Raw genomic sequence first — 26420 nt, forward strand, 5'->3', positions numbered from 1 at the left:
GCTTTCCTGGTGGCCGGTGCGGGGCTTTCTGTGTCTCATCCCACGGCGTCAATGGCTGCTGTGATGAGGGACCGAGCCTCAGCCCCGTAGGCGGCAACGTCTTTCAGATTCCCAAATGCCTTGAGGTACAACGCTACGTCACTCGGTTGAGTTTCCTTGATAGCTGCCGACAGGGTTTCCACGTGGACACGCTGGCCATCAAAAATTGTGAAGGTTTCCAACGGCCATGCTTGCCGGGGCGCCGTGAACGGAATGATTCCCAGCGAGATTGAAGGCAGCGCCATCACGGACAGCAGATGACCTAGCTGAGCGGCCATTACTTCAGCGCTGCCGATCCGGTACCGCAAAACTGCCTCTTCAACCAGCACGGCGAACCGGTGGTCACCTTCACGGATTACGTGTGACCGGTCCATACGTGCTTTCACAGCGTCCGACACGTCGTCTGGTGTCCCGCGAAACTGTGCGATGGAGGTCAGCAAGGCAGTTGCGTAACTTGGGGTTTGGAAGAAGCCGGGCACCACGTTGGAGCAATAGACGTGGAATTGCTGTGTCTGCTCGTAGAGCGGTACGCCCGACTCCTGAAGTCGCCTGAGCCCTGTTCGCTGTAGCCGCTTCCACTGGACGTACATGGAATCCGCTTGCCGGTTGGCGGCAATCAAGTCATCGGCATTCCTGGGCACTCCGCATGCTGTGCACCAGGCTCTTATGTCTGCGTCGCTGGGTGGTGTCTTGGCGTGCTCAATTCGCGATGACTTGGACTCGCTCCAGCCGCACCGGACAGCCAACTCACGGCCCGTGATTCCTGCGTCAAGCCTCATTTCCCGCAACCGACCGGCTACGGCTTCTCTGGCTTCTTGGGCGCTAGACGAAGGGGATGACATGAGTTGGCTGCCCGGTTACTCAGATCTTGTATTCGCTGTGCGGGGTGGCTCGCTGCCAGATGGTCTCAAATGCCGAAGCGCACAGCTTCAACGTCTCGGCATCCGTGTTGAGTTCATCCGTGACGTGACTGCCGTCCCCCGCGAAGTGATGCACCCGAAGTAGGTTGCCGTCGAAGAGCCAGAAATCATTGGCGGGCACCAGGAAACCCGTTGCCTGGCTACGTGACAGCCAGCGCACGTCCTCGCCAGCAGCGACGTTGGCCCGTGTCGCGTAATGTTCCCAGCGGATGTACTCGCTGACCGGCTCCGAGACCACACGGGCACGACGAATGGTCACGCCTCTTGCTACGGCATCTGCAATGGTCTGGTGGAACGGGTGCCACCAGGATTCGCGGTCGTTCCAGTCAACGCGTTCCCCGCGCTGCCATGCTTCTAGCCGGGGATTGGTGCCGTAGTCATCTCGCAGTTCCAAATGGACGGCGGATTCACGGGTGTTGGCCAGTAGCTCACTGAACGGCGGAACGCTCGACGGCATCGCACGCTTCCCTGATCATCGGCACCATGCGTGCCGGAATCCTGATGACTTCTTCGCTGTCCGGGATCGTTCCCTTGGCCGGGCTGCTCGCCTCACAGGCCGCGCGGAGTTCAGGGCTTCCCTTCCAACCCTGCAACACCAGTTCTTGCGCTTCTACATCGGCCCAGACGGTAGGGCAGTGTTCGAGGTCGGTGTTCGGGTCAATCCCGATGAACCGTAGCGTCATGACAGCCTCTCTCCGTTGCGGTTTGCCTGAACTTGCATGGCCCATCCTCCAGTTGCTGCGCGGGCAGTCAAGACCGCCTGCAACGAACCGGCGTGCAAGCTCATGCAAGTTTGTGGAGTTCCGGAGGGGTCGACTTTTAGCGTCGTCATCACCACGACTGCACCGAGGGGACGGCGGGACATGGCGGCAACGACCGAGACTGACGCAAGACTTTGGGAGTACGAGACATTTGCCCCAGCGGGCGAGACGTGTCCCTCGTGCCTGAGGCCGGTAAAGAGCCTGGACCGTTGCCGCCGAGGCTCCATCCCCCGCGCATCCGGCCCGGATGTGGTCGTTTACCGGCACGTCGACTGTGAGGACCCCAAGGGTGAGAAGCGCCGGAAGGCTCGGCGGTGACCCGCGCAGTTCTTCGGTACGCCACGCACCGGATCAGCCGGGACCAGGGCGAGAAGGTCGCAGCATCCGCAACGTGCCGCACAAAGGGCTGTGACTGGCTCACAGGGCCCTCGGATGACCCTTCCGCTGTGGAGGTCGCCTGCATGGCGCACACGGGCCGTACGGGGCATCAGGGCTTCGCCCGGCGGTTTGAGGACGTGGCCCTTGTCGAACGAATCGAGGGAACCTGACCCGCATGGTTTCCCATCCCTTCCGTGATCGCGGCGGTGCGAGGCGGTAGGGGTGGGAGGACAGACCCGGCCGGTTGGGTCACGCCGAAAGCCCGGCCGACCGGACGGCGACACTCCCGACCGGACAAGCCCAGGGCAGGGACAGGCCGTGTCCCGTCTGAGTTGACGTGCTCAGGCTCTCGCCCCGGTCCGCCCTCGTAGGCGGGGTGCCACTTCTCTCGGGATGCGGTGAGGGTGTCGCTGTAGGCCCCGTCTGTGTGCTGCCCCCGTGGCGCCATGGGCGGGGCTTCGTCCGGTCCGCCAACCGGTGCTGTGGCAAGGGTCAGTTGGAGCTTGATCCTCGCGGGTCAGAGGTCACGCGCTAACCTGGTGTTCCCTTGGTTCACGGGCAGGCGATGTCGCTCCAGATCTCGACGCGCATGGTCCTTCTTCTCTCCGGGGTCGATGACGAGACGGTTTGCTGTTCAACCATCAGTGGTTCGAACCATCCGCCCGCCCGTCCCATTCCCCGGACACCGCGGGGGCGGCCATGGCGTCGAGGTCGGCGGGGTGCGCGGTCCTGACCACGGGGACGGGGGAACGCGCCGGGAACCCGGGCGGTTCCCGGCGCGTCGGGCATGGATCCCCGCGTGTCTACTTCTTCAGCCAGGCCTGCATCATCTTCTGCGCGATCGGCGCGGCCAGCTTGCCGCCGCCGATCTCGGAGCGGTCGGTGTCGGAGTTCTCGATCACCACGGTCACGGCGATCTGCTTGCCGTTCGCCTTGCCGTACGAGGTGAACCAGGCCAGCGGCGCGAGGCTGTTGTTGACGCCGCGCTGGGCGGTGCCGGTCTTGCCGCCCACCTCGGCGCCCGACACCTGGGCCGGCTTGCCGCCGCCCTCGGTGGCGACCGTGCGCATGGCGTCGCGGATCATCGAGGCCGTCCGCTCCTTCATGACTTGCTGGGACTTCGGGTCCTTGAAGCTCTCCAGCACGTTGCCGTTGGCGTCGGTGACCTCGGAGACCATGTGCGGGGCGACGAGCTTGCCGCCGTTCTCGACCGCGGCGGTGACCATCGCCATCTGGAGCGGGGTGGCCTGGACGTCGAACTGGCCGATGCCCGTCTGTGCGACCTGGTCGACCGACATCTTCTTGGACGGGTACTTGCTCGGCGGGTTGGTGCGGACCGGGGTGTCGATCTGGGTGTTGAAGCCGAGCTTCTCGGCTGTCGCGCGCATCTTGTCCTGGCCGAGCTTGGAGGCCAGCTCGGCGAACACGTTGTTGCAGGACAGCCGCAGGGCGGTGCGCACGGAGACGTTGTTGCAGGCCGCGGAGCCGGCCTCGCTGGGCAGTGCGGTGCGTGTGCCGGGAATCGTGTAGGGGTCGGGGATGCCGGTCTGCTGGTCGATGTCGGTGACCAGGCCGTTCTCGATGGCCGCGGCCAGGGTGACCAGCTTGAAGGTGGAGCCGGGCGCCTGGGGCTTGCGCAGCGCCACGTTCTCCATGGCCTTGCCCTTGTCGGCGGAGAGCTGGTCCCAGGCCTTCTGGTCGGTGGCACCGGCGATGCTGCCCGGGTCGAAGGAGGGGTTGTTCACGACGGCGAGGACCTCGCCGGTGACGGGGTCCAACGCCACGGCGGCACCCTGCTTGCCGTGGAGCGCGTCGTAGGCGGCCTTCTGCACGTCCTTGTCGATCGTGGTGAGGACGTTGCCGGGGTCGGCCCGCTTGTTGGTGAGCATGTCCATCACGGTCTTCAGCCGGCTGTCGGAGCCGTTGAGGACGTTCTTGTAGACGCCCTCCAGCATGCTGGTGCCGTAGGCCTGGGAGCTGTAGCCGGTGACCGGCGCGTAGAGCGGGCCGTCGACATAGGTCCGCTTGTAGCCGAAGTCCTTGCCGCCGGTCTTCTCCGAGCCGGTGATCGCCTCCCCGCCCACGATGATGTTGCCCAGCGGGTTCTCGTACTGCCCGATGAGATTGCGGCGGTTGTGCTTGTCGTCTGCGAGGGCCTGGCCTTGGTACGCCTGCACCCAGGTGACGCGGACCAGCAGGGCCAGCACCAGGAGCAGACAGAAGACCGACGCACGCCTGATCGTCTTGTTCATCCCCCGGAAGGACGTCCCGAGGGCTCCAGGCGTTCCGCTCTGCCCCGATTGTGGTCGAGTTCTCAGCCTTTCTTCATGACGAAGCCCCCCTCGTAGGCGGCGATGACCGCCTGGGTGCGGTCGCGGGAGCCGGTCTTGGTGAGGACCGACGCGACGTGCGTCTTGACCGTCTGCGGTCCCACCCCGAGGCGTTCGCTCATCTCGTGGTTGGACAGCCCGGTGGCCATCAGGCTCAGTACGTCGGCCTCCCGGTCGGTCAGCCTGGCGACCCAGGGGGCGGTGGCGGGTGCGGTGGCCGCCGCGTGCGCGGCGGCGAGGGAGCGGACGGCGGCAGGGAAGAGCAGCGAGTCGCCGCGGGCGACGAGTCTGACCGCACCGATCAGCTCGTCGGGGTCGGCGCGCTTGAGGAGGAAGCCGGCGGCTCCGGCGCGCAGCGCGTCGTAGACGTAGGCGTCGTTCTCGAAGGTGGTGACGACCACGATCCGGGGCGGCTCGGCCATGGTGGCGAGGATCTGCTCGGTGGCCCGGATGCCGTCGATCTCGGGCATCCGGACGTCCATCAGCACCACGTCGGGGGCGAGGGACCGCACGAGCGGGACCGCCTCGGCGCCGGTGGCGGCCTCGCCGACGACCTCCAGGTCGGCCTCGGCCTCCAGGATGACCCGCAGCGCGGTGCGGACCATCCGCTCGTCGTCGCAGAGCACGATGCGCAGCGGCGGCCGGGCCGCCGGTGCGGCCCCGGTCATCGGTCGCCTCCGGCCAGCGGGAGGACCGCGCTCAGCCGCCACCGGTCCCCGTACGGTCCGGCCTCGACCCCGCCGCCGAGCAGTGCGGCCCGCTCCTGGGCGCCGCGCAGCCCGCGGCCCCCGCCGGTGCGGGGCTCCCCTCCCCCGGGTGGGGCGGGCGGATTGGTCATGGTGATCTCCAGTTCTCGCTGTGCGGTGTCGTGTCCCGCCCGGACCCGGATGCGCAGGTCCACCGGGCCCGTGCCGTGGCGCAGGGCGTTGCTGAGGCCTTCCTGGACGATCCGGTAGGCCTCGCGTGAGGTGATCTCCGGGAGCCGGGCCCAGTCCCCCGCGGGCCCGGGGTCCTGGTCCGCGGTGATGGTGGTGCCCGAGGCCCGGGTGCGGGCCAGCAGCCCGTCGAGGTCGACGGCGAGCGTCGGAGCGGGGGCGGTCCCGCCGTCCGGCCGGGCCGGGTCCCCTTCGCGCAGCAGGCCCAGTACTGCGTCCAGTTCGCCCACCGTCCGCCGGGTGGTGTCCTCGATCGCGGTGAGCGCCTCCCGTACGAAGTCGGGGTCGCGCTCCAGCATCCGCCGGGCGGCGGCCGCCTGGAGGGTGACGGCGCTGAGCGCGTGCCCCACCGCGTCGTGCAGCTCGCGGGCCAGCCGGTTGCGCACGGCCAGGTCGGCGGCCCGCTCCTCGGCCGCCGCGAGCCGGTCCGCCGCCGTGGGCCCGAGCAGTAGGGGCGCCAGCCGGGCCAGCAGCGCCCCGGCCCCGGCCGCGCACAGGGCGAGTGCGGCCAGCAGGCCGATCCCGAGGAGGGGGGCCGTGTACGGTTCGGCGCCCGTGGTGAACCACCCGAAACCCAGCCGGGCTTCGCGCAGTCCGCTCACGAAGGGCAGCACCAGCAGCACCAGGGCCATGGGCGGCACCGCCAGGGTCATCCCGCTGACGAGCGCTCCGACCCCCAGGTGCAGGGTCCACCAGGCCGATGCCCGCCCCCGCGCCGCCCAGGACCGCGCGGGCCCTTCGGCGAGCCGCTCCCCCGGCACCCCGCACATGACCCGCACGGCGGTCACCGACAGCGGCCGGACCAGCCCGTACACCCCGGTGACGGCGGCCAGCGGCAGCGCCGCGGCGTAGGCGGCGAGGGACAGGGGGAGGGAGGACAGGGCGTTGGCTCCGCCGGCCGCCGTGCCGACCCCCACCGTCGCCAGGAGGAAGTACGGCATCAGCAGAGCCCCGCCGAGGATCTGGTGGACCCACCGCAGCCGGGCGCGCGCTCCCAGCAGCCGCCCCAGGCCGTCGCGCATCAGCTCTCGCGTCGGGATATGAGGAACCGGATCAGGACGGCGGTGGCGAGCGATCCGGTGACCATCTGGCCAGCGTAGATCAACCGGGCGATGCCGGACGCCCCTTCACCGCCGTCCAACTGCGGCCCCAGAGAGGCGATCAGCACCCAGGACCCCCAGGCCAGGGTCGCTGCGGCGCCGACCCAGGTGAGGCCGAGCGGCCACCGTGCCCGCAGTGCCCCGCCGCGGGCCAGGAGCAGCGCTCCCGCTCCAGCGGCGAGCGCGCACACCGCCTGGGCCACGGAGCCCACGGCGCTCTCCACCGAGTGCGCCTCGGCCCGCCCGCCGCTCAGCCCGGTGGTGCCGCCGAAGGCCCAGTAGGCGAACATCGCGGCCACGGCCAGGGCGCCCGAGGCCGCGGCTGCCGCCACCACCCCCGTGGGCGACGGCAGCCGCTCTCCCAGCACGCCCTGCCACCGCCGGCCCCAGCGCTTGCGCGCGTAGGGCACGAACAGTGCTGCCAGCGCGAGTCCTTGGACGGTGAATCCCGTGTAGACGACGATGAAGACCCAGGAGTCCAGGAAGGGCTGCTGCGCGGCCGCCGCCTCCGGGGCGGTCCCGAAGCCCAGGGCCCGGACGAGCAGCTGGCCCGGGAACCCGAGGAGGATCGGGGTCAGCAGGCCCGTGGCCGTGAACACCGGAACGGCCAGTGTCCAGGCGGGCGTTCTCAGCCCCCAGGGTCTGGTGAGCACCAGGACGAGCAGGATCACGCACGCGTCCATGGCCAGCGTGACGGCATTGGCCACCGTGAGGAACAGGCCGGCTTCCAGCAGCACGCTGCCGTCCGGTATCCCGATCCGGCTGCCGGACAGCCAGGCGGCTTTCAGCGCCAGGTACGGCACCGTGGCCGCCAGGGCCACCGCCGTGAGGATGTGCCTCCCGGCCCCCGGCGGGGGAGCGGAGGACTGCGGTGCCTGCGTCGTGTGAACGGCTCGTGTGGTCATGCCCCAACGGTCCCGTGTACGACGGCCCGCCACCTCCCCCGCAAAGGGGAACCGCCTCCCCCGTGCGGGGGAGGAACCACCGGCCCCGGGTGTCACACGCACCCGCCGCCCACGGCGTCACGCGCGCCGTCCCACGCACCGTCACATGCGGCGCGTCACCACCGACAGCCGGTCGCGCGCCTCGAACAGCGCGGCCTTGATGACCTGCTCGTGCCCCGGCGTCAGCCGGGCCACCGGCACCGAGCAGCTCACCGCGTCCCGGGCGGGCGTCCGGTACGGCACGGCCACCCCGAAGCAGCGCAGCCCGAGGGTGTTCTCCTCCCGGTCCACCGCGTACCCCTGCTCCCGCACCAGCTCCAGCTCCTCGATGAGGTGCTCCCGGTCGGTGATGGTGTGCTCGGTGACCGCCTCCAGCCGCCGCGGCAGCAGCGCCCGTACCTCCGCGTCCGAGTGGGTGGCGAGCAGCGCCTTGCCGAGCGCCGTCGAGTGCACGGGCAGCCGCCGCCCGACCCGGGTGAAGGGCCGCAGGTAGTGCTGGGACTGCCGGGTGGCGAGGTACACCACGCTCGTCCCGTCGAGTCGGGCCAGGTGGATGGTTTCCGTCGTGTCGTCGGAGAGCCGGTCCAGGGTGGGCCGGGCCGCGGCGACCACCTCGTCCCCGTCGATGTACGAACTGCCGACCAGCAGGGCCCGTACGCCGATGCCGTACCGCGTGCCCGTCGCGTCCGTCTCCACCCAGCCCAGGTTCACCAGCGTGCGCAGCAGCATGTAGAGGCTGGACTTGGGCAGGGAGAGGTCGCTTTGGATGTCGGCCAGGCTGTGCAGCCCCGGCCGGGCCGCGAAGTGCTCCAGCAGCAGGACGGTCCGGACCGCCGATTTGACCGGCGCCGCCTGGGCAGGGATCCCCGACTCGGTCGTCGTCATACGCCTGCTTCCCCTCTGGTCGCCTCTTGTCACGCGGAGGACCCCGGAAATAGAGTCCGCAGCAGATGTGATCATTCATCCACCGGAACCGCGTTCAGAATACTGAACGATCCAGGAGGCAGTGGGCCATGACAACGACACCAGTCTGGAGTGTGGACCCCCGCACCGGGAAGCAGCGCGAGCAGGTTGCGGTGGAGGCCACGTCCCGCGAGGTGGACGAAGCCGTACGGGCCGCCCATGCCGCCCGCGGCCCGCTCGCGGACGCCGCCGTCCGCGCGGCCTTCCTGCGCACCGCCGCCGCACTCCTCGACGAGGCCGCGCCCCACGTCATCGAGGCCGCCGACGCCGAGACCGCGCTCGGCCCGGGCCGGCTCACCGGCGAACTGGCCCGCACCACCGGCCAGCTGCGCGCCTTCGCCGACGCCGTCGACGAGGGGTCCTACCTCGACGTCCGGATCGACCGCGCCGACCCCTCCCTCAGCCCGCCGCGCCCGGAGCTGCGCCGCTACAAGGTCCCGCTCGGCGTGGTCGCGGTCTATGCCGCCTCCAACTTCCCGCTCGCTTTCTCCGTCCCCGGCGGGGACACCGCGAGCGCGCTGGCCGCGGGCTGCCCGGTGGTGGTCAAGGCGCACCCCGACCACCCCGCCACCTCCGAGCTGTGCGCCTCGCTGCTGCGCCGGGCGGCCGTCGCGAACGGGCTCCCGCCCGAAGTGGTGGCCGTGGTCCACGGGTTCGACGCCGGCCTGGAGCTGATCCGCCACCCGCTGGTCGCCGCCGCCGGGTTCACCGGTTCCATCCGGGGCGGACGGGCGCTGTTCGACGCCGCCGCCGCGCGGCCCGTGCCCATCCCCTTCCACGGCGAACTGGGCTCCCTCAACCCCGTCGTGGTCACCCCGGCCGCGGCCGCCGAGCGCGCCGAGGAGATCGGCGCCGGCCTCGCGGCCTCGGTCACCCTCGGCGTCGGCCAGTTCTGCGTGAAGCCCGGCCTCGTCCTGGTGCCCGACGGCGCGGACGGCGACCGGCTCGCCGGCGAGCTGACCAAGGCGCTCGGCGAGACCGAGCCCGGGGTGCTGCTCGATCACCGGATGCGGGAGAACTTCGTCGCCGGGGTGCGCCAGCGGGCCGCGCTGCCCGGCGTCGAGGCCCCCGTCACTCCGGGGTCCGGCGGCGACCACACGGTGGGTGCGGGCTATCTGACCGTGCGGGCCGAGGACCTCCTCGCGGGCGAGGGACACGACCTCCTCCTGGAGGAGTGCTTCGGCCCGGTCACCGTCGTCGTCCGGTACGCCGGCCAGGGCGAGGCGGGCGCGGTCCTCGGGCGGCTCGGCGGGAACCTGAGCGCCACCCTCCAGCTGTCCGCCGCCGAGACCGAGGGTGCGCCGGGCCCGGCCGCCGAACTGATCGGACAGGTCACGGGGCTGGCGGGCCGGATCGTGGTCAACGGCTGGCCGACCGGGGTCGCGGTGGCCCCGGCCCAGCACCACGGCGGCCCGTATCCGGCCGCGACCTCGCACTCCACCTCGGTGGGCGGCACGGCGATCGAACGCTGGCTGCGTCCGGTGGCCTACCAGTCGGTCCCGGACGCCCTCCTCCCGCCCGAACTCCGCGAGGCCAACCCCCTGAACCTCCCCCGCCGCGTGACGGGCGACTGAGCGGAGCACTCCGCCGCATCCGGTCCTGCACCCACGCCACCGCGCGACCCGAGCGGCCGCCGTCCTGACCCAGGACGGCGGCCGCTGCCTCGTGGGGCGCGGCGGGAGTGCCGACCGCCACCGGCGCACCCGTCGGCGCCGTGCCCGCCGACGCGCGTCCTGCGCCGCCGGCTCACGCGCACCGTCCGCACGGCGCTCGGCATCGCGCTCGGCGTGTGCGGCCTGCTCGCCTTCGTCTTCGGCCTCGTCGTGTTCGTCCTGGGGTCGGACATGATGGACGACTGGTTCACCATCGGCGTGGCGGCCCGGGGTGCGGCAGCGGTCTTCCGTCTCGACCTCCGCCCCTGACACCCGGCAAGCCGCGGCCCGATCCGCACCCGGCGCGGAAATATCGCCCGAGGGTAAGGGAACGGCAAAGCACCTCCGGTCGTTCTCCGGGCATGACCGCTATGACCCCTGGATCCAACCTGCCGCTCAATGCCGTCCGCGTGACGGTGGACGTGGCTGCGCCGGTGCGGCTCGACGTGTCCGCGCTGCTGCTCACGGCGGACGGCAAGGTGCGCTCCGACGCCGACTTCATCTTCTTCAACCAGCCCAGCGGGCCCGGTGTCACCTACCGTTCCGGTGGGGGCGCGGCGCCGGACTCGGTCACCGTGGACACCTCCGCGGTGCCCCCGGGCATCGAGCGGATCGTGGTCACGGCCAGTCCGGACGCCGCCGGGCAGACGTTCCAGGGCATCGAGCCCACCGCCACCGTGCGCGACGCCGACGGCGGCACGGTGATCGCCTCGTTCACCCCGCCGCAGCTGGCCACCGAGACCGCGCTCGTCGTCGTGGAGATCTATCTGCGCGGCGGCGCGTGGAAGGTCCGGGCGGTCGGCCAGGGGTACGCGAACGGCCTCGCGGGCATCGCCACCGATTTCGGGGTCAGCGTGGACGAGGAACCGCCTCCCGCCGCCGTCGCCCCGCCCGCCCCCGCGGCGCCCGCGGCGCCCCCCGCTGCGCCCGCCCCGCCGGTCACCCACCAGCCCTCCCCCTGGCTGACCGCCGGCGCCGGCGCCCCCGCCCCGGTCACCCCGGCCCCCGCTCCCGCGCCCGCCGCGCCCCCGGCCGCCCCCGCCGCACCGCCCGCCGCAGGCAAGATCAACCTGGACAAGGGCCGGGTCAGCCTCCAGAAGAACCAGACCGTCTCGCTGGTCAAGGGCGGCCGCCCGCTGCTCTCCCAGGTCAAGATGGGCCTGGGCTGGGAGCCCGCCTTCGCCGGCCGGGACATCGACCTCGACGCGTCCGTCATCGCCTACGGCCCGCAGCGCAACCACATCGACAGCTGCTACTTCGGCAAGCTGTCCATCCTGAACGGCGCCATCAAGCACTCCGGGGACAACCTCACGGGTGAGGGCGCGGGCGACGACGAGGTGATCGTCGTCGACCTCGGCCGGCTTCCCGCCGACGCCACCGGCCTGGTCTTCACGGTCAACTCCTTCTCCGGGCAGAAGTTCACCGATGTGGCCAAGGCCTACTGCCGTCTGATCGACGCGGCGAGCGGCGAGGAGCTGGTGCGCTTCGACCTCACCGGTGCCGAGCCGCAGACGGGTGTGATGATGGCGAAGCTGATCCGTCAGTTCTCCGGCGAGTGGGAGATGACGGCCATGGGTGAGTTTGTGAAGTCGCGCACAGTGCGCGGCATGGTCAAGCCCGCCGCCCAGGCACTCTGAGCAGGTGGGCGGGCACGGGCGGCCACCGGAGCGGATCGCGGGTGATGGATGCCACGCGTAATCCGTGGGTGGCTGTCAGTGCCCGCCCGTAGCCTTGGAAGCATGCACGAGACACTCACGCCCGCGGGGCCCGCCCGCCCGTCCGCCGCCGAGGCGAACGAGGCGATACGGCACCTCGTGGAGACCCGGGTGGACGGCGAGTGGCCTTCCGAGGCGTATGAGTTCCTGCTCGCCGAGTGGGCCGAGGCCTCCCGCGCGGAGGTTTCCCCGGCCCAGTGAGGCCCGCGATCCCGGCCGGGCGGGGCGTCAGTGTGCGCGCCGCCACGGCCCGGTGATGGCCAGCATGATCCCCGGGTCCTGGATGTTCGCGTACAGGGTCCGCCCGTCCGGCGAGAAGCAGACGCCTGTGAACTCCGCGTACTCGGGCTCCTCCGGCGTCCCGATGTTCAGCTCGTTGCGCGCCAGCGGGTAGGTGCGGCCGGATTCGGTCGCACCGAAGAGGTGCTGCAACCCCGAGCCGTCCTCCGCGATGACCAGGCCCCCGTACGGCGACACGGTGATGTTGTCGGGGCCGTCGTAGCCGCCGTCCACCGACGGGTCCGCGTTCACGCCGATGAGGACGGTCAGCCGGATCGTGCGCCGCTTGGGGTCGAAGAACCAGACCTGGCCGTCGTGCGCCGCGCCCGGGCTCTCCTCACGGGCGTAGGAGGACACGAAGTACGCGCCGCCGTCGGCCCACCACATGCCCTCGAGCTTGCGTCCGCGCGTCACCGCGTTGTCCGCGAACTGCTTGCGCGTCGGTACGGTCCGCGCGTCGCGGTCCGGCACGTCCACCCAGTCGACGCCGTAGACGGTGCCGGTCCTCGTGGCTCGCGAGAGGTCGTCGACGAACCGGCCCGAGCTGTCGATGCACTTGGCGGCCTGGAGCACGCCCGCGTCGGCGGCGAGCGTACGGAGCCTGCCGCGCCCGTGCCGGAAGCCGCGGGGCGGGGTCCAGCGGTAGAGCAGCCCGTTGGGGCCGGAGGCGTCCTCGGTCAGGTACGCGTGGCCCTGCCGCGGGTCGATGACCACGGCCTCGTGGTCGTAGCGGCCGAAGGCCTTGACCGGGCGCGGGTCGCGGTTGGCGCGGCGGTCGTGCGGGTCGACCTCGAAGACGTAGCCGTGGTCCTTGGTCATGCCGTTCTTCCCGGCGAGGTCGGAGTTCTCCTCGCAGGTCAGCCAGGTGTCCCAGGGGGTGGCGCCGCCCGCGCAGTTGGTCGACGTACCCGAGATGCCCACCCATTCGGCGACCTCGCCGCCGCGCCGGACCTCGACGACCGTGCATCCGCCGGCAGCGGCCGGGTCGTAGACGAGGCCCTCGGTGAGCGGGACGGGGCGGGCCCAGTTCGCCCGCTTGCCCTTGAGTTCGTGGTTGTTGACGAGGAGGGTGACGCCGCGGTGGCCCTCGAAGGCCGCGGTCCCGTCGTGGTGGGACGGGGTCGTCTCACCGGACTCCAGCGTCGTGACGCCGCTGTGCGTGATCACGCGGTAGCGGAAGCCGGCGGGGAGGGCGAGGATGCCGGCCGGGTCGGGGACGAGCGGGCCGTAGCCGGGCTCACAGGGCCGCCCGTGCTCGTCGCGGCCCGTGCCCTCCTCGGCCGCGAGCGCGCCCGGAGCGGTGGCGAGGGCGCCGACCGTCCCGGTGAGCGCGACTCCCGCGCCGGCGATGACGGTACGGGCGGTGAAGTCTCTACGGCTGAGCGGCATCGGCATCGGGTCTCCTGGGGTGGGGAGTGGTGCGCCTGTCGTGCGGTCGTCGGCGCACACGCTCCCGCCCGCACATGAACGGCGGCTGAATTACCCACGAAGAGAACCGGCCCCTTGCCGGTGGGCGTCAATGGCCAACTCCGGCCCATGAACGGCGCATTGTCGCCGACCCGGCGGGCGGGCCCGGCTCAGGGCCTGCGGGAGCGCGCCTTGAATGCGGCCTTGCGGGCCTCCTTGGCCGTCTTCCGGTCCGGGTGCAGCCGGCCCATCGCCTCCAGGACCTGGGCCGTCGACGGGTGCTCGACGCGCCACACCTGGTCGAAGAACCCCGCGTGATGCGCGGTCAGGGTCTCCATCAGGAGGGGCAGCTCCTCGGTCTCGCCGTCCGCGGCGAGCTGCGCCGCGATCGTGTCGACGGTCAGCCAGAACACCATCTCCGGGGCGGGCGGCGGTACGTCGGCCACCCCGTGCTCCGCCAGCCAGACCCGGGCGAGCCCGCCGAGCTCCGCCTCGTGCAGCACCGAGCGGACCGCCGGCTCGGCCTCCGGCCCGGCCAGCGCGAGGGCCTGCTGGCAGCGCAGCCGTCGCAGCGGGCCGCCCTCGTCGTCCCCGCGGGCGGCGGCGAGAAGCTCGGCGACGGCGGCGAGCAGGTCGCGGCCCGCCAGCCACTGCTCGATCTCGGCCTGCGCGGCGTGCTCGGGGTAGGAGGCGACTGCGTCGAGGAGTGCGTCGGCGCCCTTGCCGGCCAGTTCCCCGACGGCAGGGGCGTCAACTCCCGCTTCCAGCATCCGGGCGCGGATGCCGTAGAGGCCGAGCGGGGTCAGGCGGACCATGCCGTAGCGGGAGACGTCCGCGTCGTCGTCCTCGCGCCCGGCGCGCGGGCCGTCCTCGTCCGCCTGCGCCATGAGCTCCTCGTCGACGGGCCGGAACTCCACCAGTCCGATCGGCTCCAGCTGCCGGAACTGGTCGTCGAGGCGCATCATCGCGTCCGAGACCTGCTCCAGCACGGCGTCGCTGGGCTCACCCATAGTCTCGGGCGCCACCAGTGAAGCGGCCAGCACCGGAAGCGGAATCGGTCGGTCGACGCCGCCGGTCCCGGAGACGGTGAGCAGGTAGAGGTTGGCCAGGACCCCATCGAGCACGTCCGCCTCGCGGCCCGGGTTCCAGTCCAACCGGTCGAAGTCGATCTCCCCGCCGGCGTCCAGCGCGTCGACCAGGTCCTCCAGGTCGGGCACCGCCGCGTCGGCGAGCACCGCCTCCAGGGCCGCCCGCCACAGGTCGAGCACGTCGCCGGGCGTTCCGCCCGTCACCAGTGCCAGGTCCTCGCCGGGCGCGGCCGTGCCGTACGGCTCCTCTCCGGCCCCGGGGGCGCCCTCGGCGTCCCCGTCCGTGTCCTCCTCGGGCTCGGTCACGTCCACCAGCCCGGTGTCCACGGCCACCCGCCAGGCCTGGCTCGCCTGCCCGGGGGCGTCCTCGTCGCCGGCGTCGAGGCCGAGGTGGGCGGCGGCGTCGGGCAGCTGCTCGGCCGCCAGTTCACCGCCGACGCCGACGCGGGTTCCGGGGCCGGCCCAGCGGGCCAGACGTACGGCGCGCGCGAACAGCGGGGCGCCCAGGGCGCCGCGTGCCAGCTCCGCATCGGAGTGCAGCCGTACCGGCGGCAGTGTGGGGTGCGACTCAGCGGACATGGGGCGGCTCTCCTCGCGGACGCGGTGGTGACGGGCGGACCGTGACGGTCCGGCCGGGCGGCCGGACCGTCATACACGCCCGAAAACCGGTGACATGGCCGACATGACGGGGCAGTGCGGGCATGGCGGATGTGGCGCAGATGACAGCCATGGCCGTCTTACGGCGACCCAGCGTAGACGCATATCGGGCGCCCCCGACGGGTCATCGGCTTTGGTTCATCCCACAGTCAGCCGCCGTCTCCCCTGGAGGGCTTGACAACTTTGCTGGCAACACAGGAAATTGACGCGCGTAGACGTTCGGGGGCTGACCAACCCCCCGCAGATCCCGCTGTTCGCAGCCTCTCCTTACCCCTCTCCCACACCGGAGTTTCCTGACCATGCGCTCCTCGCATCCCCGCTCCGCCGCCGTCGCGGCCCTCGTCGCCTCCGCGCTGGCCACCGGCCTGCTCGCGGGCTCCGCCGACGCGGCCGAGGGCGCGGCGTCCGCCGACCCGGTACGCATCCACGACATCCAGGGCACCACCCGGATATCCCCGCTCAACGGCAAGCAGGTCGCCGATGTCGAGGGCATCGTGACGGGCGTGCGGGCCTACGGCTCGCGCGGTTTCTGGATCCAGGACCCCGACGCCGACGACAACGCCGCGACCAGCGAGGGCGTCTTCGTCTTCAGCAACTCGGTGCCGACCGTCGCCGTCGGCGACGCGGTCAAGGTCTCCGGCACGGTCGGCGAGTACATCCCCGGCGGCGTGAACTCCGGCAACCAGTCGGTGACCCAGATCTCCAAGCCGACGGTCACCGTGGTCTCCTCCGGCAACGCGCTGCCCGAGGCCGCCGCGATCAACGAGTACACGGTGCCCGCCGAGTACACCCCGGCCGGCGACCCGGCCGCCGGCGGCAGCATCAACGGCCTGGCCCTGGAGCCGTCGCGCTACGCCCTGGACCACTACGAGTCACTCGAGGGCATGAACGTCAAGATCGGCACCTCGCGCGTCGTCGGCGCCACCGACCCGTATGCGGAGCTGTGGGTCACGGTCAAGGGCTGGGAGAACGCCGCCAAGCGCGGCGGCACCGTCTACGGCTCCTACGAGTCCCAGAACACCGGCCGCCTCCAGATCCAGCAGCTCGCGCCCCTCGCGCAGCAGCCCTTCCCGGTGGCCAACGTCGGCGACAAGCTGACCGGTACCACCGAGGGCCCGCTGGACTTCAACCAGTTCGGCGGCTACACGCTGGTGGCCCGCACCCTCGGCACCGTCAAGGCGGGCACCCTCGCCCCCGAGAAGACCAAGCCGCAGGCCGAGCAGGAGCTCGCGGTGGCCACGTACAACGTCGAGAACCTCGACCCCACCGACCCCCAGGAGAAGTTCGACGCGCTGGCGAAGGCGGTCGTCGAGAACCTGGCCTCCCCCGACGTCCTCGCCCTGGAGGAGATCCAGGACGACAACGGCGCCAAGAACGACGGCACCGTCTCGGCCGAGCAGACGCTCACGAAGTTCACCACGGCCATCGCGGCGGCGGGCGGCCCGGCCTACCAGTGGCGGACCGTCAACCCGGAGGACAAGAAGGACGGCGGCGAGCCCGGCGGCAACATCCGCCAGGTGTTCCTCTTCAACCCGGCGCGGGTCTCCTTCACCGAGCGCGCCCCGGGCGACGCGGTGACGGCGACCGGCGTCGTCACGGAGAACGGCAAGACCCACCTGACCCACTCCCCCGGCCGCGTGGATCCCGCGAACCCGGCGTGGGCCGACAGCCGCAAGCCGCTCGCCGGCGAGTTCACCTTCCGCGGCAAGACGGTCTTCGTGATCGCCAACCACTTCGGCTCGAAGGGCGGCGACGAGGGCCTGACCTCGCACCACCAGCCGCCGCTGCGCTCCTCGGAGACCAAGCGGCTGCTCCAGGCGCAGGCCGTGAACGGCTTCGTGAAGCAGATCCTGGCGGAGGACAAGAACGCCAACGTCGTCGTCCTCGGTGACATCAACGACTTCGAGTTCTCGGCGACCACGGACGCTCTGGCGGACGGCGGGGCGCTGTACCCGGCGATCAAGTCGCTGCCGAAGGCCGAGCGGTACTCGTACGTCTACCAGGGCAACGCGCAGGTGCTGGACCAGATCCTGACCAGCCCGGCGATCAAGAAGTTCACGTACGACAGCGTGCACATCAACGCGGAGTTCGCCGCCCAGAACAGCGACCACGACCCGCAGGTGCTGCGCTTCCGCCCGTAACACCGGGGCCAGGAGCAGCAGGGGCCCGGCCGCCGGCCCGGCCGGGCCCCTGCCACGATCCCGCCATGCTCTTCCGCCCCGCCACCCGCCGGGACCTGCCCGCCGTGCTCGGAGGGGTCGGCGGAGCTGATGCGGCAGACCGCGAAGCGGGCCCGCGGGCGCGGTTGCGGCTTGGTCCGGCTCACCGGCAACAAGCGGCGCACGGCGGCCCACCGCTTCTACGAGCGGCTGGGCCTTCGCGCCCAGCCCCGAGGGCTTCGAGCTGTCCCTCGGCCGGCCGTGTGGAGGCCGTCCCGGGCGAGATGAGGCCTTTCGGCCCTGGCGTGACGCTCGCCACATCTCCACCGAATCGACCGGTTGTGGTGTTGAGTGTCTGCACGCCCGATCTTGTCCCGGCCCGGCCCGGCCCAGCCCGGCTCGCACCGCCCGGACCGCCCGCACCGCCCGCTCCCCTGGAGGATCCTGGTGTTCCCCTCGATCTCCCTCGCCCAGGAAATCGGCCTCGCCGTCCTGCTCGTGGCAGCGCTCGTCTGGGTGGCCGGCCTGGGCCACATGCTGTGGGGCAGCCGCTTCCGGCAGCCGGAGCCCGTCGCCTCCGAGGCGCTGCCGATGATCCCGGCGCAGCGCAGCTCCGCCGGGCACCCGATGGAGTCGGTGCAGCTGACCGAGGCGGAGGAGCAGGCCTTCGCCGGCCTGATCCGCACGATCCCCCTGCACTAGCACGATCCCCCTGCACTAGCACCTGCCGACGCACGAGTCCCCGATGACGGTCTTCCAGTGCCGGGCCTGCCACCGCGCGGTGACTGCGCCCATCACCGAGCGGTCCCTGCCGGACCCGGACAGGGACGACGAGTGGTACCGGCCGAAGGCGTCCGCGACGGACGTGAACGGCCATACCGACGAACCGATCGTGCGGATGGCTCCCGGGACCTTCGCGGTCGACCCCGAGCCGTCCGGCCCCCCGTATGTCCTGGACGGTTCGTCCGGGCTGCTCATGGAGTCCGGCCCGAGCGGCACCATCGTGCTCGGCCCCGGTGACGGCATCGGCCTGGAGGCACACCCGGACGTCGCGATGCGCCGCGGGTACTGCTGCGGGATGGACGGCGAATGGGGCCCCAACCTGGTGTGCACGTGCGGCGCGGTCATCGCCACCGTCTACTCGGACTGCTACCAGGTCCAGGAACTGCGGCTGCAGCCGAACGCCGTCGAGCGCTGCGACTGAGCGCCGACCGCCCGGCCCCCCGACATGAGCCCCCCGGCGCCGGTGCCCGTCGGCCGGCAATATCGAGCGCCCTCCCGGACGGTGGGTCCGGGAGGGCGCTCGCAGACGTGTACGGCCGTCAGTTGTGGCTGTGGAGGACCTCGTTCAGGCCGCCCCAGTTGGCCTTGTACGGCCGGGCCTCGACGGTGCCCGTGACCGAGTTGCGGCGGAAGAGGATGTTGTCGGCGCCGGAGAGCTCCAGGGCCTTGACGACCTGGCCGTCCGGCAGGGTGACTCGGGTGCCGGCGGTGACGTAGAGGCCGGCCTCGACGACGCACTCGTTGCCGAGGGCGATGCCCACGCCCGCCTCGGCGCCGACCAGCGTGCGCTCGCCGATCGAGATGATCTGCTTGCCACCGCCGGAGAGGGTGCCCATCGTGGAGGCGCCGCCGCCGATGTCGGAGCCGTCGCCGACGACGACGCCCGCGGAGATGCGGCCCTCGACCATGGAGGTGCCGAGGGTGCCGGCGTTGAAGTTGACGAAGCCCTCGTGCATGACGGTGGTCCCCTCGGCGAGGTGCGCGCCGAGGCGGACGCGGTCCGCATCGGCGATGCGCACGCCCTTGGGGGCGACGTAGTCCGTCATCCGCGGGAACTTGTCGATCGAGGTGACCTGAAGGTGCAGGCCCTCGGCACGGGCATTGAGGCGGACGGTCTCGACCTGGTCGACGGCGACCGGGCCCAGCGAGGTCCAGGCGACGTTGGCCAGCAGGCCGAAGACACCGTCGAGGTTCTGGCCGTGCGGCTTGACCAGGCGGTGGCTGAGCAGGTGCAGGCGCAGGTACGCGTCGTGCGCGTCCAGCGGCTTGTCCTCCAGGGAGGCGATGACCGTGCGGACGGCTACGACCTCGACGCCGCGGACCGCGTCCGTGCGGATCGCCTTGGCCGCGGCGGCGCCGAGGAGCTCCACGGCCTGCTCGGCGGTGAGGCGCTCGGTGCCGGCCGGGCCGGGCTCGGCGACCAGCTCGGGGGCGGGGAACCAGGTGTCGAGGACGGTGCCGTCGGCGGTGATGGTGGCAAGTCCGGCGGCGACGGCGCCGGTGGTACGCGTAGCAGTCATGCCCGAAACCTAACCGGCGACGGCCTGAGGTTGCGAACCGGTCTCATGTGCCGGTCGGGGCGCGTGTCGCCGCTGCCGCGCCGAAGCCCACACCACCGCCCCGCCCGCCGCCACCGCGAGCCCGGCGCACAGCGGCCACAGCAGGCCGGGCGCGGCCGAGTACAGCGCACCCCCCAGGGGCGGCCCGATGACGACCCCGCTGACCGAGATGCCCGCGTACACGCTCTGGAACCGTCCGACGGCGTGCTCGGGCGCCTCGTCGGCGACGTAGGCGGTGGCGGTGGTCTTGTACAGGATCTCCCCGAGGCTCAGCAGCACCATCATCACCACGGCGCTCGCGATCCCCGCCCCGAACAGCAGCGCCCCGTACCCGGCCCCGACCAGCACGATCCCGGCGGCGATCACCGGCAGCGCCGGCCGTTCGCGCAGCGCGACGGCGACCGGGAGCTCCAGCAGCAGGATGACGCCGCCGTTGAGGGCGATGACGAGCCCGAAGGTTCGCACGTCCAGACCGTGGTCGGCGAGGAAGACGGGGAAGGCGGAGTACTGCTGGCGGTAGACGACGTCGGTCACCAGGATCGCCCCGAGCAGCACCAGCAGGGCGGGCCGGGCCCGCAGTTCGGCGGCGAGTCCGCGGCCCCGACCCCCGTCCGGGGCCGCGGAGGTCTTGCGGGGTGCGCCGCGGGCCGGGACGACGCGGGCGGTCCAGAAGGCGAAGAAGAGGGTTCCGACGCCGTCGGCGACGAAGAGCCAGTCGTACGAGAGCCCGGCCGCGATCAGGGCGCCCAGCGGCGGGCCGAGGGTGAATCCGCCGTTGGAGGCGCACCGTACGAGGGCGAAGGCCTGGCGGCGGCACCCCTCCGGGACGGTGACCGCGACCAGCGCGGAATTGGCGGCCCGGATCACGCCGGAGGCGTACTGGGCCACCGGCATGGCTACGAAGAGGAGCGGCGTGGGCAGCAGCGGGAAGGCCGCTAGGGCCAGTCCACCCAAGGTGGCGGCGGCCAGGAGCACCCGGCGGTGGCCGAAGCGGTCCCCGAACCAGCCTCCGCTGAAGTTGCCCGCGACCAGGCCGACGCCGCCGATTCCGCTGACGAGGCCGGCCTCGGCGGCGCCGAGGCCGCGCGGGCCGGTCAGGTAGAGGAAGACGAAAACGAAGGTGAAGGCGACGACGGCGTTGACGAACACCCCCGCAGCCAGCAGCCACACGACCCTCGGTATGTCCTTGAACCCCTGCAGCACACCCGTGTCCCCCGCATCCGATCAGTGAGTTCCTTTTGGGAACGGACTATGTCAGCATGACAGCCTTGGGTCAACGGACAAAGGAGTTCCCATGGCCCAGCGCACACACCTCGGCGACGCGGACTGCGCCATCGCCCAGGCCCTCGACGTGGTGGGCGACTGGTGGACGCTGCTGATCGTGCGCGACACCGCGCGCGGCCTGCACCGCTTCGACGAGCTCCAGCGCGAGCTGGGGGTGTCCCGCAAGGTGCTCACGGAGCGGCTGAAGCTGCTCGTGGAGGCCGGGGTGCTGTCGCGCGAGCCGTACCAGGAACGTCCGGTGCGGCACGAGTACCGGCTGACTCCGCGCGGGCGGGGGCTGCTGCCGGTCCTGGTGGCCCTCCAGGACTGGGGCGACACCTGGGTCCTGGGAGAGGGAGAGATGACGGCGACGACCGACGAGGCATCGCGCGAGGCGGAACGGGTGCACTCGCTGCACGGCACGCGGGTGCCGCCGCTGCTGCTGCCGGACCGTTTCGGCGGGGTCGGAGACCCGGTGGCGGACACACCGTTCACGGTCCTGTACTTCTTCCCGGGCGCGTACGCGCGGGCCGAGTCCTACCCGCCCGGCTGGGCCGGGATCCCGGGCGCCAAGGGCTGTACGTTCGAGTCGTGCACGTACCGCGACCAGCTCGCGGAGTTCACCGCGGCCGGCGCCACCGTGCACGGGGTGTCGACGCAGCGCCCGGACGAGCAGCGGGAGTTCGCGGAGCAGGAACGGCTGCGCTTCCCGCTCCTCTCGGACGCCGACCTGGCACTGACGGCCGCCCTGCGCCTGCCGACGTTCCGCGCGGCGGGGGTGAGCCGGATCAAGCGGCTGACCCTGGTCGTCGACCGCGACCGCACGGTGCGCGAGGTGATCTATCCGATCCGCGACATCGAGGCGAGCGTGCAGGCGGCCCTGACAGCGGTCCGCTCCGCAGGGGACACCCCCTGAGGGCTGTCCCGTGATCCCCGGCGGCCGCACGACGACAGCCACGGCACCTCGCCGCGTTGTCGGAACGCCCGGATACGCCCAGTATCAGCACGCTCCTCCGCCTTGCGATGCACCGCGTCTGACGCCGCGTGCTGAACCACCGGGGATTCGGGACGGTTCTTAGGGAGTGTCGTCAAAGCAGCGTCGGCCGCCCGAAGGGCGGGGCCGGCCAGGCGGGACTTTGACAACACGACCTAGGCGGGTCGCAGGAGGCGGGCCAGCACCTCGCGCGCGTACGGCTCGTCGTACTCGGCGTCCGTCAGCAGGACCTGCAGGCTGATGCCGTCCATCGCGGCGACCAGCGCCCGCGCCGTCACCGGGTCGGTCCGCGGAGTCAGCGCCCGGCACGCGGCCTCGCACCACTCGGCGGCCACCGGCCGCAGGGCCGGGCGTCGCAGCGCCGCGAGGTAGAGCTCGTACTCCAGCTCCACCCAGCCCCGGTCCGCCGCCAGGAACTCGCCCAGGAGGCGGGCCAGCGCACCGGCGAGGTCGGCGTCCGGGTCGGCGAGCACCGGCGCGGCCGCCACCGCACGGGCGAAGCCCTCGTTGGCCTGCCGCAGCGCCGCCACCAGCAGGTCGTCCAGCGTTTTGAAGTGGTACGTCGTCGAGCCCAGCGGTACGTCGGCCTCCGCGGCCGCGCTGCGGTGGCTCAGTCCGGCGATGCCCTTGGTGCCCACCACGCGGATCGCGGCGTCGATGATCCGCTGCCGCCGATCGGGGTCGTAGCGCCGCACGCTCTGCGGCATCAGTGCGCCCCGCCGAGGTTCAGCAGGACCACACCGCCGATCACGAGGGTGATCCCGGCGATCTTCGCGGCGGTGGCGGCCTCCCCCATGAACACCATGCCGATCGCGGCGATCGCGGCGGTGCCGACGCCGGCCCATATCGCGTAGGCCGTGCCGACCGACATGGATTTCAGCGTCTGCGCGAGCAGGGTGAAGGCGATGGCGTATCCCAGCAGGGTGCCGAGCGAGGGCCACAGCTTCGTGAAGCCGTCGCTGTACTTCATGGCGGTGGTGCCGGCGACCTCGGCGGCGATGGCGGCGGCGAGCAGGACATAGGGCATGTGTACGAGGGTACACATCGATGCGTACGCCCGTACACAACCGAGGGGCCCGTACGCCCCCCGGCCGGGTGCGATACCGCTGCGCCCGCCGGCCACCCGGCATCCTCGGCGGGGCCCTAGGGGCCCTGCGCCGCGCCCTGCTCCTCGGTCAGCTCGGCGGGCTGCTGCTGGTTACCGCGGTCGCGCGGGGCGGCCGCCCTCGCCCCCGTCACAGGTACCGCCGGCAACCGGGCCTTCGTCCGGGCCCTCCGAGGCCTTGCTCGACGCCGAGGCGCTGACCGTCAGGGCGAGGCATCGGCCCCGCTCCGGCCGACGGTGACGTCCACGACCGGGTCCCCGGTCGCCCGGACGGCCCCGGAAGGGGTAGGACGCGGACAGTGCGATCGTCTGCGCCCGTACGTCACGGCCTGTGCGGGCGTGGTCGGCCCGGCGATCAGCAGCGCGGCGGGACAGGCGGTCCCGGCGGCGAAACGGACGGTCCCGGGGGGTCCTGCCGTATGCCGCGCCACGTCGTGACGGCCGTCGAGAGGTTCTGGGCCGGGGAGGCAGCCGGCGGGCAAGCAGGAGGGCCCCCGGCACGCGCGTGCCGGGGGCCCTCCTGGGCGAGCGGGGGTGAATCAGACGTTGAAGCCGAGCGCGCGGAGCTGCTCACGACCGTCGTCCGTGATCTTGTCCGGGCCCCACGGCGGCATCCAGACCCAGTTGATCCGGAGTTCGTTGACGATGCCGTCCGTCGCCGACTTCGCCTGGTCCTCGATGACGTCCGTCAGCGGGCAGGCCGCCGAGGTCAGGGTCATGTCGAGGGTGGCGATGTTCGCGTCGTCGATGTGGATGCCGTAGATCAGGCCCAGGTTGACGACGTCGATGCCCAGCTCGGGGTCGACCACGTCGTAGAGGGCCTCGCGGACCTCTTCCTCGGTGGCCGGCTTGGTCGACGCCTCGGGCGCCGCGTTCTCGGTCATGCCGTCTTCCTCTCCGCGTCGCCCAGAGCCTGGGCCGTCGCGTCCTTCCACGCCATCCAGCTCAGCAGAGCGCACTTCACACGCGCCGGGTACTTGGAGACGCCGACGAACGCGACCGCGTCCTCCAGCACCTCCTCCATGGCCTCGTCGGGCTCAATCTTGCCCTTGGACTGCATCATCTCCAGGAACACGGCCTGGATCTTCTGCGCCTCGGCCAGTTCCTTGCCCACGAGCAGCTCGTTCAGTACGGAGGCGCTGGCCTGGCTGATGGAGCAGCCCTGGCCCTCGTAGCTGACATCTGTCAGCGTCTCACCGTCGTACTTCACGCGCAGCGTGATCTCGTCACCGCAGGTCGGGTTGACGTGGTGCACCTCGGCGTCGCCGTCGCGCAGGCCACGCCCGTGCGGGTGCTTGTAGTGGTCCAGGATCAGTTCCTGGTACATCGAATCCAGCTTCACTGCGTCCTCGTCGCCTCGTCCGTCAGCCGAAGAAGTTCCGTACGTGCTCCAGCCCGTCGATCAGCGCGTCGACATCGGCCGGAGAGGAGTACAGGTAGAAAGACGCTCGCGTCGTCGCCGGAATTCCGTAGCGCAGGCAGACGGGGCGCGCGCAGTGGTGTCCCACGCGGACCGCGATGCCCTGCTCGTCCAGGACCTGGCCGACGTCGTGCGGGTGGATGTCGCCGAGTACGAAGGAGATCGCGGCGCCGCGGTCCTCGGCCGTGGTGGGGCCGATGATCCGCAGGTCGGGCACCTCGGCGAGGCGCTTGATCGCGTACTCGGTGATCGCGTGCTCGTGCGCGGCGATCTTGTCCATGCCGATCGCCGACAGGTAGTCCACGGCCGCGCCGAGGCCGACGGCCTGGGCGATCGGGGGCGTACCGGCCTCGAACTTGTGCGGCGCCGGGGCGTAGGTCGAGGCGTGCATCGACACGGTCTCGATCATCTCGCCGCCGCCGAGGAACGGAGGCAGGTCCTCCAGCAGCTCCTGGCGGCCCCACAGGACGCCGATGCCGGTCGGGCCGCACATCTTGTGGCCGGTGAAGGCCACGAAGTCGGCGCCGAGCGCCTGCACGTCCAGCGGCATGTGCGGAGCGGCCTGGGAGGCGTCGATCAGCACCAGCGCGCCGACGTCCTGGGCGCGCCGGACGATCGCCTCGACCGGGTTGACCGTGCCCATGATGTTGGAGACCAGCGTGAAGGAGACGATCTTCGTCTTCTCCGTGATGACCTCTTCGATGTTGGACAGGTCGAGCCGGCCGTCGTCGGTGAGGCCGAACCACTTCAGCTTCGCGCCGGTGCGCTGCGCGAGCAGCTGCCACGGCACGATGTTGGAGTGGTGCTCCATCTCGGTGATGGCGATCTCGGTCTCGCGGTCGACCCGGTAGGGCTCGTCCGCCCAGCCGAGCATGTTCGCGACGAGGTTGAGCGACTCCGAGGCGTTCTTGGTGAAGATCACCTCGTCGCGGCTCGGCGCGTTGATGAAGGCGGCGACCTTGTCGCGGGCCCCCTCGTACAGCGCCGTGGCCTCCTCGGCGAGCACGTGCACGCCGCGGTGGACGTTCGCGTTGTGCTGCTCGTAGTACTCGTTCAGCGCGTCGAGTACCTGGCGCGGCTTCTGCGAGGTCGCAGCGTTGTCCAGGTAAACGATCTTCTTCCCGTCGTGGACCACACGATCCAGCAGGGGGAAGTCCTTGCGGATCGCCTCGGTGTCGAGGAGGCCAGGCAGCTGTGTCACGCGGTCGCGCCACCCTTCACGTACTTGTCGTAGCCCTCGTTCTCCAGCTGGTCGGCGAGCTCGGCGCCGCCGGACTCGGCGATGCGGCCGTTCGCGAACACGTGCACGAAGTCGGGCTTGATGTAGCGCAGGATGCGCGTGTAGTGGGTGATCAGCAGGGTGCCGACCTCACCGGTCTCGCGGACGCGGTTGACGCCCTCGGAGACGATGCGCAGGGCGTCGACGTCCAGGCCGGAGTCGGTCTCGTCGAGGATCGCGATCTTCGGCTTGAGGAGCTCCAGCTGGAGGATCTCGTGGCGCTTCTTCTCACCGCCGGAGAAGCCCTCGTTGACGTTGCGCTCGGCGAAGGCCGGGTCCATGTGGAGCTGCTCCATGGCGGACTTGACCTCCTTCACCCAGGTGCGCAGCTTGGGGGCCTCGCCGCGGATGGCGGTGGCGGAGGTGCGCAGGAAGTTGGAGACCGAGACGCCGGGGACCTCGACCGGGTACTGCATGGCGAGGAAGACGCCGGCGCGGGCGCGCTCGTCGACGGACATCTCCAGGACGTCCTCGCCGTCGAGGGTCACGGTGCCACCGGTGACGGTGTACTTCGGGTGACCGGCCAGGGAGTACGCCAGCGTGGACTTGCCGGAGCCGTTCGGACCCATGATGGCGTGCGTCTCACCCTGCTTGACGGTGAGGTCGACGCCCTTGAGGATCTCGCGGGCGCCGTTCTCGGCCTCGACGGAGACGTGCAGGTCGTGGATTTCAAGCGTTGCCATGGATACC

The 26420-nt window shown here is 71.4% G+C and carries 27 protein-coding genes; 9 read left to right on the forward strand and 18 right to left on the reverse strand.

Annotated elements, in window-relative coordinates; genetic code table 11:
- Nucleotides 1-35 precede the first annotated feature (35 nt).
- From AB0F82_RS25915 to AB0F82_RS25925, 3 genes are read right to left on the reverse strand one after another with little or no spacing between them, the layout of a single operon-like run.
- Nucleotides 36-881, reverse strand: coding sequence for a helix-turn-helix domain-containing protein (locus tag AB0F82_RS25915; protein ID WP_362631694.1), 846 nt, complete (start codon nucleotides 879-881; stop codon nucleotides 36-38).
- 19 nt (nucleotides 882-900) lie between these two features.
- The gene (locus tag AB0F82_RS25920; RefSeq protein WP_362631696.1) at nucleotides 901-1416 is read right to left on the reverse strand and encodes a DUF6879 family protein; all 516 of its coding nucleotides are present in this window, start codon (nucleotides 1414-1416) and stop codon (nucleotides 901-903) included.
- On the reverse strand, nucleotides 1388-1642 hold the full coding sequence (locus AB0F82_RS25925; protein ID WP_362631698.1) for a hypothetical protein: 255 nt from the start codon (nucleotides 1640-1642) through the stop codon (nucleotides 1388-1390). Before AB0F82_RS25925 ends, AB0F82_RS25920 begins: the two co-directional genes overlap by 29 nt.
- 392 nt (nucleotides 1643-2034) lie before the next feature.
- On the opposite strand from AB0F82_RS25925, the gene AB0F82_RS38740 reads away from it, so the two are divergent.
- Nucleotides 2035-2268 carry a DUF7848 domain-containing protein gene (locus AB0F82_RS38740; protein WP_436842155.1) on the forward strand — a complete coding sequence of 78 codons (234 nt, stop codon included), beginning with the start codon at nucleotides 2035-2037 and terminating at the stop codon, nucleotides 2266-2268.
- Nucleotides 2269-2901: 633 nt separating this feature from the next.
- Here AB0F82_RS38740 and AB0F82_RS25930 read toward each other — a convergent pair.
- The 5 genes from AB0F82_RS25930 to AB0F82_RS25950 form a co-directional block, all read right to left on the reverse strand.
- On the reverse strand, nucleotides 2902-4350 hold the full coding sequence (locus AB0F82_RS25930; protein ID WP_362631700.1) for a peptidoglycan D,D-transpeptidase FtsI family protein: 1449 nt from the start codon (nucleotides 4348-4350) through the stop codon (nucleotides 2902-2904).
- 62 nt (nucleotides 4351-4412) lie between these two features.
- The gene (locus AB0F82_RS25935; protein ID WP_362631702.1) at nucleotides 4413-5096 is read right to left on the reverse strand and encodes a response regulator transcription factor; all 684 of its coding nucleotides are present in this window, start codon (nucleotides 5094-5096) and stop codon (nucleotides 4413-4415) included.
- Entirely contained in the window at nucleotides 5093-6385 is a 1293-nt protein-coding gene (locus AB0F82_RS25940; protein WP_362631704.1) for a sensor histidine kinase, read from the reverse strand. The genes AB0F82_RS25935 and AB0F82_RS25940 overlap by 4 nt, the downstream gene beginning before the upstream one ends.
- Nucleotides 6385-7368: a hypothetical protein gene (locus AB0F82_RS25945; RefSeq protein WP_362631706.1), complete on the reverse strand. Its 984-nt coding sequence runs from the start codon at nucleotides 7366-7368 to the stop codon at nucleotides 6385-6387. Before AB0F82_RS25945 ends, AB0F82_RS25940 begins: the two co-directional genes overlap by 1 nt.
- Before the next feature lie 141 nt (nucleotides 7369-7509).
- Nucleotides 7510-8292: an IclR family transcriptional regulator gene (locus AB0F82_RS25950; protein WP_356814761.1), complete on the reverse strand. Its 783-nt coding sequence runs from the start codon at nucleotides 8290-8292 to the stop codon at nucleotides 7510-7512.
- 128 nt (nucleotides 8293-8420) lie between these two features.
- On the opposite strand from AB0F82_RS25950, the gene AB0F82_RS25955 reads away from it, so the two are divergent.
- From AB0F82_RS25955 to AB0F82_RS25970, 4 genes are all read left to right on the forward strand, one after another.
- Nucleotides 8421-9944, forward strand: a complete 1524-nt coding sequence (locus tag AB0F82_RS25955) for an aldehyde dehydrogenase (NADP(+)) (RefSeq protein ID WP_362631708.1) — start codon at nucleotides 8421-8423, stop codon at nucleotides 9942-9944.
- Between the two features lie 213 nt (nucleotides 9945-10157).
- Nucleotides 10158-10292, forward strand: a complete 135-nt coding sequence (locus AB0F82_RS25960) for a hypothetical protein (protein ID WP_362631710.1) — start codon at nucleotides 10158-10160, stop codon at nucleotides 10290-10292.
- A gap of 92 nt (nucleotides 10293-10384) precedes the next feature.
- Nucleotides 10385-11659: a TerD family protein gene (locus AB0F82_RS25965; RefSeq protein ID WP_362631712.1), complete on the forward strand. Its 1275-nt coding sequence runs from the start codon at nucleotides 10385-10387 to the stop codon at nucleotides 11657-11659.
- 102 nt (nucleotides 11660-11761) lie between these two features.
- Nucleotides 11762-11938: a hypothetical protein gene (locus tag AB0F82_RS25970; RefSeq protein WP_356812006.1), complete on the forward strand. Its 177-nt coding sequence runs from the start codon at nucleotides 11762-11764 to the stop codon at nucleotides 11936-11938.
- Nucleotides 11939-11965: 27 nt separating this feature from the next.
- Here AB0F82_RS25970 and AB0F82_RS25975 read toward each other — a convergent pair whose 3' ends face one another.
- Nucleotides 11966-13405 (reverse strand): alkaline phosphatase PhoX, encoded by a 1440-nt coding sequence (locus AB0F82_RS25975; RefSeq protein WP_362631786.1) that lies wholly within the window; start codon nucleotides 13403-13405, stop codon nucleotides 11966-11968.
- A 188-nt stretch (nucleotides 13406-13593) separates the two neighbouring features.
- Complete coding sequence (locus AB0F82_RS25980) at nucleotides 13594-15090, reverse strand: hypothetical protein (RefSeq protein WP_362631714.1); 1497 nt, start codon at nucleotides 15088-15090, stop codon at nucleotides 13594-13596.
- Between the two features lie 377 nt (nucleotides 15091-15467).
- On the opposite strand from AB0F82_RS25980, the gene AB0F82_RS25985 reads away from it, so the two are divergent.
- The 3 genes from AB0F82_RS25985 (at nucleotide 15468) to AB0F82_RS25995 (ending at nucleotide 18531) form a co-directional block, all read left to right on the forward strand.
- The gene (locus AB0F82_RS25985; protein ID WP_356812004.1) at nucleotides 15468-17309 is read left to right on the forward strand and encodes an endonuclease/exonuclease/phosphatase family protein; all 1842 of its coding nucleotides are present in this window, start codon (nucleotides 15468-15470) and stop codon (nucleotides 17307-17309) included.
- A 465-nt stretch (nucleotides 17310-17774) separates the two neighbouring features.
- Entirely contained in the window at nucleotides 17775-18029 is a 255-nt protein-coding gene (locus AB0F82_RS25990; RefSeq protein ID WP_356812003.1) for a hypothetical protein, read from the forward strand.
- A 43-nt stretch (nucleotides 18030-18072) separates the two neighbouring features.
- Complete coding sequence (locus tag AB0F82_RS25995; RefSeq protein WP_362631717.1) at nucleotides 18073-18531, forward strand: hypothetical protein; 459 nt, start codon at nucleotides 18073-18075, stop codon at nucleotides 18529-18531.
- Nucleotides 18532-18649: 118 nt separating this feature from the next.
- Here the strand turns inward: AB0F82_RS25995 and dapD are convergent, their stop codons facing one another.
- A complete protein-coding gene (gene dapD / locus AB0F82_RS26000) occupies nucleotides 18650-19630 on the reverse strand; it encodes a 2,3,4,5-tetrahydropyridine-2,6-dicarboxylate N-succinyltransferase (protein ID WP_356812001.1) in 981 nt (326 codons plus the stop codon).
- 9 nt (nucleotides 19631-19639) lie between these two features.
- Nucleotides 19640-20869, reverse strand: a complete 1230-nt coding sequence (locus AB0F82_RS26005; protein WP_362631787.1) for an MFS transporter — start codon at nucleotides 20867-20869, stop codon at nucleotides 19640-19642.
- A gap of 94 nt (nucleotides 20870-20963) precedes the next feature.
- On the opposite strand from AB0F82_RS26005, the gene AB0F82_RS26010 reads away from it, so the two are divergent.
- Nucleotides 20964-21848 (forward strand): winged helix-turn-helix transcriptional regulator, encoded by an 885-nt coding sequence (locus AB0F82_RS26010; RefSeq protein WP_362631719.1) that lies wholly within the window; start codon nucleotides 20964-20966, stop codon nucleotides 21846-21848.
- A 233-nt stretch (nucleotides 21849-22081) separates the two neighbouring features.
- Here AB0F82_RS26010 and AB0F82_RS26015 read toward each other — a convergent pair whose 3' ends face one another.
- The 6 genes from AB0F82_RS26015 to sufC all read right to left on the reverse strand — a co-directional run bounded on the left by AB0F82_RS26015 (nucleotide 22082) and on the right by sufC (nucleotide 26413).
- Complete coding sequence (locus AB0F82_RS26015; protein WP_362631721.1) at nucleotides 22082-22633, reverse strand: TetR/AcrR family transcriptional regulator; 552 nt, start codon at nucleotides 22631-22633, stop codon at nucleotides 22082-22084.
- Nucleotides 22633-22953 carry a DMT family transporter gene (locus AB0F82_RS26020; protein ID WP_362631723.1) on the reverse strand — a complete coding sequence of 107 codons (321 nt, stop codon included), beginning with the start codon at nucleotides 22951-22953 and terminating at the stop codon, nucleotides 22633-22635. The genes AB0F82_RS26015 and AB0F82_RS26020 overlap by 1 nt, the downstream gene beginning before the upstream one ends.
- Nucleotides 22954-23570: 617 nt before the next feature.
- Nucleotides 23571-23915, reverse strand: coding sequence for a metal-sulfur cluster assembly factor (locus AB0F82_RS26025; RefSeq protein ID WP_362631725.1), 345 nt, complete (start codon nucleotides 23913-23915; stop codon nucleotides 23571-23573).
- A complete protein-coding gene (gene sufU / locus AB0F82_RS26030) occupies nucleotides 23912-24373 on the reverse strand; it encodes a Fe-S cluster assembly sulfur transfer protein SufU (RefSeq protein WP_030027090.1) in 462 nt (153 codons plus the stop codon). Before sufU ends, AB0F82_RS26025 begins: the two co-directional genes overlap by 4 nt.
- A 22-nt stretch (nucleotides 24374-24395) precedes the next feature.
- The gene (locus AB0F82_RS26035; protein WP_356811998.1) at nucleotides 24396-25652 is read right to left on the reverse strand and encodes a cysteine desulfurase; all 1257 of its coding nucleotides are present in this window, start codon (nucleotides 25650-25652) and stop codon (nucleotides 24396-24398) included.
- Nucleotides 25649-26413 (reverse strand): Fe-S cluster assembly ATPase SufC, encoded by a 765-nt coding sequence (sufC, locus tag AB0F82_RS26040; protein WP_356811997.1) that lies wholly within the window; start codon nucleotides 26411-26413, stop codon nucleotides 25649-25651. Before sufC ends, AB0F82_RS26035 begins: the two co-directional genes overlap by 4 nt.
- Nucleotides 26414-26420 lie beyond the last annotated feature (7 nt).

Source organism: Streptomyces virginiae (assembly GCF_040638905.1).
Classification (GTDB): domain Bacteria; phylum Actinomycetota; class Actinomycetes; order Streptomycetales; family Streptomycetaceae; genus Streptomyces; species Streptomyces virginiae_B.

Bases quoted from the DNA above. Each gene is read 5' to 3' on its own strand.
- AB0F82_RS26025 (WP_362631725.1), bottom strand. From the start codon at position 23,915: ATGACCGAGAACGCGGCGCCCGAGGCGTCGACCAAGCCGGCCACCGAG.
- AB0F82_RS25925 (WP_362631698.1), bottom strand. From the start codon at position 1,642: ATGACGCTACGGTTCATCGGGATTGACCCGAACACCGACCTCGAACAC.
- AB0F82_RS25980 (WP_362631714.1), bottom strand. From the start codon at position 15,090: ATGTCCGCTGAGTCGCACCCCACACTGCCGCCGGTACGGCTGCACTCC.
- AB0F82_RS25915 (WP_362631694.1), bottom strand. From the start codon at position 881: ATGTCATCCCCTTCGTCTAGCGCCCAAGAAGCCAGAGAAGCCGTAGCC.
- AB0F82_RS25975 (WP_362631786.1), bottom strand. From the start codon at position 13,405: ATGCCGCTCAGCCGTAGAGACTTCACCGCCCGTACCGTCATCGCCGGC.
- AB0F82_RS25995 (WP_362631717.1), top strand. From the start codon at position 18,073: ATGACGGTCTTCCAGTGCCGGGCCTGCCACCGCGCGGTGACTGCGCCC.
- AB0F82_RS25985 (WP_356812004.1), top strand. From the start codon at position 15,468: ATGCGCTCCTCGCATCCCCGCTCCGCCGCCGTCGCGGCCCTCGTCGCC.
- AB0F82_RS26010 (WP_362631719.1), top strand. From the start codon at position 20,964: ATGGCCCAGCGCACACACCTCGGCGACGCGGACTGCGCCATCGCCCAG.
- AB0F82_RS26015 (WP_362631721.1), bottom strand. From the start codon at position 22,633: ATGCCGCAGAGCGTGCGGCGCTACGACCCCGATCGGCGGCAGCGGATC.
- AB0F82_RS25935 (WP_362631702.1), bottom strand. From the start codon at position 5,096: ATGACCGGGGCCGCACCGGCGGCCCGGCCGCCGCTGCGCATCGTGCTC.
- AB0F82_RS25970 (WP_356812006.1), top strand. From the start codon at position 11,762: ATGCACGAGACACTCACGCCCGCGGGGCCCGCCCGCCCGTCCGCCGCC.
- AB0F82_RS25955 (WP_362631708.1), top strand. From the start codon at position 8,421: ATGACAACGACACCAGTCTGGAGTGTGGACCCCCGCACCGGGAAGCAG.
- AB0F82_RS25950 (WP_356814761.1), bottom strand. From the start codon at position 8,292: ATGACGACGACCGAGTCGGGGATCCCTGCCCAGGCGGCGCCGGTCAAA.
- dapD (WP_356812001.1), bottom strand. From the start codon at position 19,630: ATGACTGCTACGCGTACCACCGGCGCCGTCGCCGCCGGACTTGCCACC.
- AB0F82_RS26020 (WP_362631723.1), bottom strand. From the start codon at position 22,953: ATGCCCTATGTCCTGCTCGCCGCCGCCATCGCCGCCGAGGTCGCCGGC.
- sufC (WP_356811997.1), bottom strand. From the start codon at position 26,413: ATGGCAACGCTTGAAATCCACGACCTGCACGTCTCCGTCGAGGCCGAG.
- AB0F82_RS25940 (WP_362631704.1), bottom strand. From the start codon at position 6,385: ATGCGCGACGGCCTGGGGCGGCTGCTGGGAGCGCGCGCCCGGCTGCGG.
- AB0F82_RS25930 (WP_362631700.1), bottom strand. From the start codon at position 4,350: ATGAACAAGACGATCAGGCGTGCGTCGGTCTTCTGTCTGCTCCTGGTG.
- AB0F82_RS25920 (WP_362631696.1), bottom strand. From the start codon at position 1,416: ATGCCGTCGAGCGTTCCGCCGTTCAGTGAGCTACTGGCCAACACCCGT.
- AB0F82_RS25945 (WP_362631706.1), bottom strand. From the start codon at position 7,368: ATGACCACACGAGCCGTTCACACGACGCAGGCACCGCAGTCCTCCGCT.
- AB0F82_RS25965 (WP_362631712.1), top strand. From the start codon at position 10,385: ATGACCGCTATGACCCCTGGATCCAACCTGCCGCTCAATGCCGTCCGC.